Below are 9,319 nucleotides of genomic sequence, written 5' to 3' on the forward strand. Positions count from 1 at the left end.
TATCCGGTCTGAGCGCATTGATGTTTTATCTATGGTTTGATATAATTTGCATATCCTATGCCAGCTATCAGACCAAGCGCGTTGGTCAGGATGTACTACATTTTACTAATCCGAGATGCTTTGCGTCTCTCTGGGAGGCAGTTTTTTTGGCAGCCATTCAATACGAACTGATTAAGCAGTGTTCCCATACCGGAGCCAGAGCGGGAAGACTTCATACACCTCACGGCACCTTTGACACCCCGATTTTTATGCCGGTGGGAACTCAGGGCACAGTAAAGGCCATGTCGCCCCATGAGCTAAAGGAAATGGGGGCCGGGATTATTCTCGGCAATACCTATCATTTATTCCTGCGGCCAGGTCATGACCTGGTAGCGGAAGCCGGCGGCCTGCATAGCTTTATAAATTGGGACAGGGGTATTTTGACCGACAGCGGCGGTTTTCAGGTTTTTAGCCTGGGGGATTTGCGTAAAATCACCGAAGAGGGGGTTGCATTCCGCTCCCATCTCGATGGCTCCAAACAGTTTCTCTCGCCGGAAAAATCAATGGAAGTGCAGATGGCCTTAGGGTCGGATATTGTCATGGCCTTTGACGAATGTGTGCCTTATCCGGCGGAATACGATTATGCCAAACAGTCTACCGAGCGAACCACCCGCTGGGCCGAACGCTGCCGGGAGGCCTTCTGCGGGGGAAACAGACAGGGCTTGTTTGGCATCGTACAGGGAGGCATGTATAAAGACCTGCGCAGTCAAAGTGTCCGGGAACTGGTTTCCCTGGATTTTCCCGGTTATGCCGTGGGGGGGTTGAGTGTAGGCGAATCCAAGCCCCTGATGTATGAAATGCTGGAACATACGGTGCCCCAGCTGCCCTCCGGCAAACCCCGCTATCTGATGGGGGTGGGAACACCAGACTGCTTGGTCGAAGGTGTTCTGTACGGTATTGATATGTTTGACTGCGTTTTTCCCACCCGTGTTGCCCGCAACGGCACTGTAATGACCCATACCGGCAGACTGGTGGTCAAAAATGCCGAATTTGCCCGGGATTTCCGGCCGATTGATGAGCATTGCGGCTGTTACACCTGCCGGAATTTTACCAGGGCCTATATCCGTCATCTATTTAAGGCCGAGGAAATACTGGGCCTAAGGTTGACGACCATTCACAATCTGTATTTTTTGCTTCAGTTTATGCGGGATATGAGGCAGGCCATCCTGGAAGACCGGTTTGTTGCGTTCCGGGACAATTTTCGTGCAGGTTATGAGCTTGCCCGCTAAAAGTTGCAGGAGTTGACTTATTTGCGTGGAATATATGAATACTATGTAAGGTCAACATATATCTTGGAATAAATTGCAGGAGGTGATGGACTTGGCAGGTTTACCGCTCGAAGTTACCCAAATGATACAAACGATTTGGCCTATCGCGCTGATGGCCTTGATATTCTATTTTTTATTATATCGGCCGCAAAAGAAAGAACAGACAAAACGGGCTAACATGTTAAACAGCCTGAAAAAAGGTGACCGCGTTGTTACGATCGGCGGGATACACGGCACGATTATCGCGATGACCGATAAGGTGATTACATTAAAAGTGGCGGAAAAAGTAGAGATTGATGTGTCGCGCAGCGCCATTGGCGGGCAGCAAAATGCTTAGGCAAGAGAAACGATAGTGTAGAATGGAAATGACGGTTCAGTTTGCAGAAAATCTTCCTGGAGCGTCATATGCTGATTAGGAATACCATTGTCATTGCTGTAGAAAGGCAAAATGCGGCTCGGTGCTGCATTTTGCCTTTCTCATAATATGACTGTCTGCATGTATTGTATTGCTGATATAGAGTGATATAGTGATAAAAGGGATAAAGGAAGATCATATCGTATGGAGATAAAAGTCGGTATTGCTAAGACAAATAAATATGCGGTATCCGATTGCGGCGACAGCGTAGAAACGGTGGAGCGTCCCCGCGGCGGGATTTCGATCATGCTGGCGGATGGGCAGGGCAGCGGCAAAGCGGCGAAGATGACCAGCAGTCTGGTTGTAAACAAGGCGGCGCAGCTGATTGCCGAAGGCGCCCGTGATGGCGCTGTGGCCAGGGCAGTGCACGATTATTTGTATGCGATGAAAGACGGAAAAGTTTCTTCCACACTCACGATCCTCAGCGCGGACTATGATGCGCAGATTCTTCTGTTTTGCCGGAATTCAAATTGTCCGGTCATTGTAAGGGGGCAATTCGGCATCGATGTTTATGAACAGGAAGTCGCCCCCATTGGCGTGCATAAACAGATGAAGCCCCTCTTAGAGCAAACCATCCTGGAACCGGGGACCATCCTGGTATCCTATTCGGACGGCGTTCAGGCAGCAGGGCGCAAACGGGGAAAGGTGATGGACCGGGAACACATTATTAAAATCATTGAAAAACATTCACCGGGAGATGCGACCTTTATTGCCGAGTTTATCTTAGAATATGCACTGGAATTAGACGATTATCGTCCGGGGGATGATATGACTGTGATTGTGATGGGAGTAACGGAAACCGAAACGGATCATAAAATTGAAAAGATCAGCGTTTCATTCCCCGGACCCAGTTAAAAAGGTGGTAGTAATATATGAGATTGGTCGTCGTTGGCGTGTGCGCTTCCGGCAAAACTACTCTGGTCAACTCATTAAGAGCATTAGGACTGGATGCGTATAACGTTCCTCAGGAGCATTCTTGCATAAAAGCGTTATGGAAGAAAAAAGAACCTGACATACTAATCTTGTTGGAGGCTTCCCTGGAAATCATCCGCAAACGCCGCAACGTCCCCTGGGGGGAAGAACGGCTGAAAATTCAGCGCGAACGTCTGAGAGACGCGCGGAGTCATGCGGATTTAGTGGTTAATACCAATCCTTTAAGCCGGGAGGCTGTGGTGCAACAAGTATTAGACTATGTCAGGGGGAAAGGCTGTGCCGATTACTGTCCATGATTTACAGCAGGACCATGAGGTTTCAGTATATTTGACACGCAGCACGGAGTATCTAGGTGTTCTTGGATTTACCGAGCATGGCAAGCGCCATGCCACACTGGTATCCCGGCTGGCGTCCAAAGTATTGGAACAATTGCAGTATCCCGTCCGGGATTGTGAATTAGCCGCTATTGCCGGCTATATTCACGATATTGCCAATATGATTAATCGTTATAATCATGGCGGCACCGGGGCGGTGATGGCGTATCAGATCCTGTCCCGCATGGGGATGAGTCCGGAAGAAATTGCCCCCATTATATCAGCCATCGGCAATCATGAAGAGGAACGGGGGCATGCTGTGAACCCCATTGCTGCGGCTCTTATTCTGGCCGATAAGTCCGATGTCCACCGGAGCCGGGTCACCAACACCGACTATGCTACTTTTGAAATTCATGACCGGGTTAATTTCGCGGCGGAATGCAGTGAACTGTCTATCGATGCAGTCGAACGCGATATTCGCTTGTCCCTTACAATTGATACTCAAATTTGCCCGGTTATGGAATATTTCGAGATATTCCTGGCCCGTATGGTGATGTGCCGGCGGGCCGCCGAATATCTGTCCTGCCATTTCAGTCTGGTCATTAACGGAACCCACCTGTTGTAAAGAAAAAATCCTTTGCAAACCCCTGCTGCGAAGCTGCTTCATTGACATCCCTGCGCCTTTGCGGCATAATTAAATTTGTCTAAAAGTGACACGAATGGAGGAGAACGTTTTTGGGACGGGGAAGTTTTGCCAAATTTCTAATAGTCGTCGTGGCCATCATTGGGAGTTTTGGGTATTCTATCTCACCCCTGACATGGTCGATTAAGCAAGGACTTGATTTACAGGGCGGGACCCATGTGGTGCTCCAAGCCGTTGACACGCCGGACGCAAAAGTGGATGAAGACGCCGTGAAACGCGTTCAGCAAATTATTCAGCGCCGGGTTGATGAACTGGGTCTGACTGAACCAGTTATTCAGCGCCAGGGCGAACGCCGGATTATTGTTGAGTTGCCTGGGGTTAAGGATCCGGAAAAAGCCATAGAACTGATTGGCAGAACTGCCATGCTTGAATTTAAAGATGAAAGCGGCGCTACGGTATTGACAGGAAAAGATCTAAAAGACGCTCAGGCCGAGATTGACCAGTCGCGGCAGAATTTGGTGGCGCTGGAATTCACCAAAGAAGGCGGCGAAAAGTTTGCCGATCTGACTGCGAAAAATGTAGGGAAAACCATCGCTATTTTGCTGGATAATCAACTACTGACCAATCCCGTGGTCAACGGCGTCATTACCGGAGGCAACGCGGTGATTACCGGCAACCGGACGATTGAAGAGGCCGAGCATTTGGCTATTTTGCTGCGTTCCGGTTCTCTGCCGGTTAAAGTGGATATCATTGAGATGAGAACTGTAGGGCCCACTTTGGGACAAGACTCCAAAGACAAAAGCCAAATCGCTTTTTCCATTGGGGTGGCAGCTGTCTTTCTCTTTATGCTGCTGTTTTACCGCTTGTCAGGCTTTATCGCCAGTGTGGCGTTATTGCTGTATATCTTGTTAGAGCTGGTAGCCTTAAAGATGCTGAATGCTACCCTGACCCTTCCCGGCATTGCCGGTATTATTCTGTCCATAGGCATGGCCGTGGATGCCAATGTGCTGATTTTCGAACGGTTTAAAGAGGAAATCCGGGCCGGAAAAACCCTTCGTTCCGCTATGGAGGCAGGGTTTGACCGGGCTTTCGCTACCATCTGGGACTCCAATCTGACCACCATTTTTGCCGCTGTTGTACTGTTTTTCACGGGTACCGGCGCTTTAAAGGGTTTCGCTATTACGCTGGGAATAGGAAATATTCTGAGCATGTTTACGGCGGTTACGGTGACCAAATTTATGCTGAAAATGATTATGGCGAGCAATGTGTTTAAAAACGCCAAAATTTTTGGAGCCTAGGAGGGAATAAGAACATGATCAAATTCAAGATTGTCAGCAGGCGTAAATGGTGGTTCTCCCTCTCGGCGATCGTTCTTCTTGCCGGATTGATATCTATTGCCGTTCAGGGATTTAATTTTGGCATTGATTTTACCGGCGGTACCTTACTGGACTTGAAATTTGCCCGGCCGGTTACGGTGAGTGAGGTGCGGGAGGCTTTAAAAGAATCGAATCTGGAAAACAGCGTCATCCAGCTAGCCTCCGGCTCTGCTGTTCAGGCCGAAGCGGCCGTCAACGTGATTATCCGCACGCCGGTCCTGTCGGAAGATGAGCAACGGGCTGCTCTTGCCGGTCTGGGGGCAAAACTGGGCGCGTTCGAACCCCTTAGAATTGAAAAAGTAGGCGCCACGATTGGGGAAGAATTGACCCGGCAATCAATCTGGGCCTTGTTGGCTGCTATGGCGATGATTGTGGCATATGTTACTTATCGCTTCGAATTTTGGTTTGCGATTTCCGGCATAGCCGCCCTGTTTCATGATATTTTGTTTATTTTGGGTATTTTCTCCATCCTGCAGCTGGAGGTGGATGCCACCTTTGTGGCCGCTTTACTGACGATCATCGGTTATTCCGTTAACGATACCATTGTTATCTTTGACCGGATCAGGGAGAATCTAAAAACTCACCGCAAGACCGAATCCTTGGACGACATGGTGGACCGCAGTATCTGGCAGACCATGACCCGATCAATTTACACGGTGGTGACATTGCTGGTTACAGTTGTAGCACTGTTCGTATTCGGCGGCGAAACGACGAAATTATTTTCTTTTGCCCTGTTGATGGGGCTGCTAAGCGGTTCCTACTCTACGATATTTGTCGCCAGCCCGCTCTGGATTACTTTTAAAGGATATTCCGATAAACGCAGACTGGAAGCCAGAATGAAAGGTTCTAAATAAAGATGAAGTTAAGACCAGCGGCCCGGGGTAACCCGGGCTGTATCTTTTCATTTCCCTTACCGCATGTTCCTTCCTTGAAATGGATAAGATAAACAATAAAAGCGGGAGGGCTATGATGAAAGCATATGACCAGTTAATCCGCCACGAAGGCAATGAAGACTTGTTTCGTGCGGTAGAAATGTCCATTGCGGCGTTAGTGAGCGATTACCCTTTTCATATTCATGTGGAAGGATTGCGCGGCACCGGTAAAACTACGATTTTACGGGCGGCCGGCTCCATTCTGCCTCCCATAACCCGGATCAAAAGCTGCCCCTATAACTGTGACCCTCTGTCGCCCCATTGCCCCATTCATCGTGCGATGTCCTCCGAAGAAATAAAAGAAATTGGGACGGAGGTGATTCCGCGCCCTTTTCTGGAAATATCCCACAGTGCGAAAATGGGAACGGTCGTCGGCAGTATTGACTTGCAAAAACTGACTGATTCCACCCGGTCAGAAGCTGCTTTGCTGCCGGGCACCATTCCCCGCGCGCACCGCGGTATCGTTTTCATTGATGAAATCAATCGCCTGGCGGATGTTTCACCGGAAATCGCCGATATCCTCCTGGATGTGATGGGTACGAAACCGGGCAGGATTCAAGTGGAAGAGACAGGGCTGCATACTGCCGCCATGCCGGTATCCGTTACTATATGGGCAGCATCCAATCCTGATGAGGAGCCGGGCAGTTTAACTCAGATAAGGCGGCAACTGGCTGACCGGTTCGATTTCGCAGTCAACATGGGCCGGCCGGCTGATAGCCAGGCAATTTTCGCTATTTTGGCCAAGGCTGCAGGTTTGGTGCCAACAATTCCCGTCCATGTTGGCAATATGCGGTCGGTTACCGTAGATTCGGATTTTCGCAATTTGCTGGCTTCGATCTACGTGGACTTTGGACTGGAGAGCCTGCGCTCGGTCGAAGCCATGGAAGCAGGTATGGTTTTGTCGGCAGTGCTGGCGGGCAGATCGGCTATTGATGTGGCAGACATGACTCGGATTGTACCCTTGGCTTTAGGTCATAGAACAGATGCCGCTACGATTGCCAATATTATCAAATCTATCCAGAATACTGATAACAGCGCTCCTCAGGTGAAAGAAACAGTGGAAAATAGGCCGGGGGTGCGAACGAGGATGAATACGGAAGTGAGCACCCAATTGAAACAAAATTGGTGGCATTCGCTAGTGGAGAAACTGCAGCGCAAACTCGCTTCGTCCCGGCCCAATCGGCAAACATCCAAGGACTCGTCATCGCAAAGCTGCTCTGCTGGCGGGAATGGATGCGCTGCGGCATCTGTGCCGGACACTGTAGCGGCTCCGCCAAACAAAGCCGTTCCCCTCTGCCAGTTAAAAACCGAACAGTATGTCAGCAGTGACGACAACAAAATACAGAGGTGATGGCCGTGCTGGATTTCCTTTTCTATGAGCAGCTAGCTTGGCCGGCAAAACAAATGAAGGCTTGGTTCAAAGAGGAGAAAGCGGTTCGGATTGGGCAAAGCTCAGTCGTCAGCCATAAGCTTCACACCATGGACCCGGCCCATCCGGAAGAAATCAAAGTGATGCAAGCCCTGGACGCCGGACAGGTTTTTTATCGGCGTCAGGACTGTAATGCCATATTTCACATGGATATCTTCCATCAATGCGGCTTGATTGATCACCGTCAGGTTGCCAAGGCTATAAAGAGAAACATCGATATCTATAATTTTCATCAATCTGTCCAGAATGGTGCTTTAATATCCAGGGGAGCGACAATGGTCATGCCGGATTGGATCGATGTGCAGACCGGCGTGGGCGGGGGTAGGGTGACCGGTTCTTTGGAGTATGGGAAAAAAGCTTCTTTACGCAAGGCTCACGAGAATCACATTCATATCGCCGCTATGATTCCCGATGAGCATATGGCTAGTCTCTTTTATCTCGTACAGGCGGTGGAAGAGGTGATCCTTGAGGCCGGGCTGGAGCTGCGGGCAAATGAAAAGATTACTCACGATTCGAGTGTTGGTAACGGTCAAACCGATCTTTCCGCTTACTCTGATTGTTCCGATTCCTATCTTATTGATAAAAACAGGAATGAGTCTCCCATCGTCCGCAAACAGCAATATCTGCAAGACACTGCCGATTTGATGGAGGAATTTGATTCAGCCCGGGAAATTAAAGAATTTTTACAGACAGTGGAGCACCAATCCGATCAGGAGAAACTGTCTAAAAATCTGGAAGCAAAAGGCCACAGCCGGCAGGTGCTGAACTGGATCGCAGGCATGGGGATCGTGACCATCGAAAAAAACCGAGTCACGCTCAGCCGGTATGGTAGAGACTATAAAGAATATATGGAAAAATTTTTGCCAGATGTAGAGAATTATATTAAGCGTTTCTATCGGCTGCTGAAGCCGCAAACGGAAAATTCGGGGAAAAGCAAAGACAAGCCGTGTCCGGCGCAGCATCACGGCATACAAGGACAATGGCTGGCAGCCGCCGAACGGGATCCGAAAACCTCCCTGGCGATTGCCGAAACTATTCAGGCTGTGGCTAAACGAGCCGGCCAGCGAATAACAGCCCCTCTGAAAATCATGGCGGGTGATCTTCGTTATCATAAGCGGGTTCCCCGCTTAAAAAATGAAATCTGCATCTTGATCGATACCAGCGCCAGCATGGCCGGATCCAGGATTAGGGCCGCCAAGTTCCTAATCAGGCACTTGTTGCTTTCGCTACCGGACCGGATCTGTGTGGTTACGTTTCACGAAAATATCGCCAGCGTGCAGGTCCCCTTTACCCGGGACTACCGGCAGGTCGAAGAAAAGTTAAAAAATGTAAAAGCCTTTGGTTCCACCCCGTTGGGATTAGGTTTGACCGCCTGCAACAATTATTTGACGGAATCAAAGCCTCACAACCCTCTTATTCTGCTGATTACCGACGGAATGCCCACCTTTTCCGAAGGCAGCCGGGATCCGGTTTCAGATGCTTTAATGGCAGCCCAGGATATTAAAAAAAAGAAATTCGGCTTTGCTTGTATCGGCTTAAAGCCCCATTACGACTATTTACAGAAACTGTCCGACGCCGCCGGCGGCAAGATGTACATCGTTGAGGAATTAGATCGGCAGGCCTTGGTTAAGACGGTATGGACTGAATTACAACGATAGATATTGCTGTCGAACTTATCTGCAGATTCGAATATGGAATCGTTCAAAAAGGTCCAGATGCTAGGTCAGAGAGACGCTTGCGTTTCCGTACTAGCGAAGAATTCAAGAGACTTTTCGGCTGGGGAGAAAGCACCCACTACTGCCACTTTCCCGAAAAGTTACGGATTCTGCTGCAGCGCGACGAGGACGGGCGTGAGACTGTACGTTTGGAGGGTACGTCGATACTAGAGCGATGCAGAGCATCGCGAGATCAGGAAGAAAACAAATCCCTTTTCGGCGTAGCCACAAACAAAATGGGCTACTGTAACGCCG

Annotated in this window: 10 protein-coding genes; all 10 read left to right on the forward strand. The window is 49.5% G+C overall.

The window, feature by feature from the left end; genetic code table 11:
• Window positions 1-146 precede the first annotated feature (146 nt).
• Entirely contained in the window at window positions 147-1,268 is a 1,122-nt protein-coding gene (tgt, locus tag ALO_RS17100; RefSeq protein WP_040293768.1) for a tRNA guanosine(34) transglycosylase Tgt, read from the forward strand.
• A gap of 85 nt (window positions 1,269-1,353) precedes the next feature.
• Window positions 1,354-1,644 (forward strand): preprotein translocase subunit YajC, encoded by a 291-nt coding sequence (yajC, locus tag ALO_RS17105; RefSeq protein WP_004098564.1) that lies wholly within the window; start codon window positions 1,354-1,356, stop codon window positions 1,642-1,644.
• Between the two features lie 222 nt (window positions 1,645-1,866).
• A complete protein-coding gene (locus tag ALO_RS17110) occupies window positions 1,867-2,577 on the forward strand; it encodes a PP2C family protein-serine/threonine phosphatase (RefSeq protein WP_004098565.1) in 711 nt (236 codons plus the stop codon).
• Window positions 2,578-2,594: 17 nt separating this feature from the next.
• Window positions 2,595-2,951: a cytidylate kinase family protein gene (locus ALO_RS17115; protein ID WP_004098568.1), complete on the forward strand. Its 357-nt coding sequence runs from the start codon at window positions 2,595-2,597 to the stop codon at window positions 2,949-2,951.
• Window positions 2,914-3,594 carry an HD domain-containing protein gene (locus tag ALO_RS17120; protein ID WP_072031869.1) on the forward strand — a complete coding sequence of 227 codons (681 nt, stop codon included), beginning with the start codon at window positions 2,914-2,916 and terminating at the stop codon, window positions 3,592-3,594. The genes ALO_RS17115 and ALO_RS17120 overlap by 38 nt, the downstream gene beginning before the upstream one ends.
• A gap of 110 nt (window positions 3,595-3,704) precedes the next feature.
• Window positions 3,705-4,910, forward strand: coding sequence for a protein translocase subunit SecD (gene secD, locus ALO_RS17125; RefSeq protein ID WP_004098572.1), 1,206 nt, complete (start codon window positions 3,705-3,707; stop codon window positions 4,908-4,910).
• Between the two features lie 14 nt (window positions 4,911-4,924).
• Window positions 4,925-5,842 carry a protein translocase subunit SecF gene (secF, locus tag ALO_RS17130; RefSeq protein ID WP_004098574.1) on the forward strand — a complete coding sequence of 306 codons (918 nt, stop codon included), beginning with the start codon at window positions 4,925-4,927 and terminating at the stop codon, window positions 5,840-5,842.
• Between the two features lie 112 nt (window positions 5,843-5,954).
• Window positions 5,955-7,271, forward strand: a complete 1,317-nt coding sequence (locus ALO_RS17135) for an ATP-binding protein (protein WP_238528303.1) — start codon at window positions 5,955-5,957, stop codon at window positions 7,269-7,271.
• A complete protein-coding gene (locus ALO_RS17140; protein WP_004098576.1) occupies window positions 7,271-9,007 on the forward strand; it encodes a vWA domain-containing protein in 1,737 nt (578 codons plus the stop codon). Before ALO_RS17135 ends, ALO_RS17140 begins: the two co-directional genes overlap by 1 nt.
• 77 nt (window positions 9,008-9,084) lie before the next feature.
• On the forward strand, window positions 9,085-9,319 hold a 235-nt coding region (locus tag ALO_RS23295; protein ID WP_238528305.1), incomplete at its 3' end, for a hypothetical protein.

The organism is Acetonema longum DSM 6540 (assembly GCF_000219125.1).
In the GTDB taxonomy this organism is placed as follows: domain Bacteria; phylum Bacillota; class Negativicutes; order Sporomusales; family Acetonemataceae; genus Acetonema; species Acetonema longum.

Bases quoted from the DNA above. Each gene is read 5' to 3' on its own strand.
- yajC (WP_004098564.1), top strand. From the start codon at position 1,354: ATGGACTTGGCAGGTTTACCGCTCGAAGTTACCCAAATGATACAAACG.
- ALO_RS17110 (WP_004098565.1), top strand. From the start codon at position 1,867: ATGGAGATAAAAGTCGGTATTGCTAAGACAAATAAATATGCGGTATCC.
- ALO_RS17115 (WP_004098568.1), top strand. From the start codon at position 2,595: ATGAGATTGGTCGTCGTTGGCGTGTGCGCTTCCGGCAAAACTACTCTG.
- ALO_RS17120 (WP_072031869.1), top strand. From the start codon at position 2,914: ATGTCAGGGGGAAAGGCTGTGCCGATTACTGTCCATGATTTACAGCAG.
- secF (WP_004098574.1), top strand. From the start codon at position 4,925: ATGATCAAATTCAAGATTGTCAGCAGGCGTAAATGGTGGTTCTCCCTC.
- ALO_RS17135 (WP_238528303.1), top strand. From the start codon at position 5,955: ATGATGAAAGCATATGACCAGTTAATCCGCCACGAAGGCAATGAAGAC.
- ALO_RS17140 (WP_004098576.1), top strand. From the start codon at position 7,271: ATGGCCGTGCTGGATTTCCTTTTCTATGAGCAGCTAGCTTGGCCGGCA.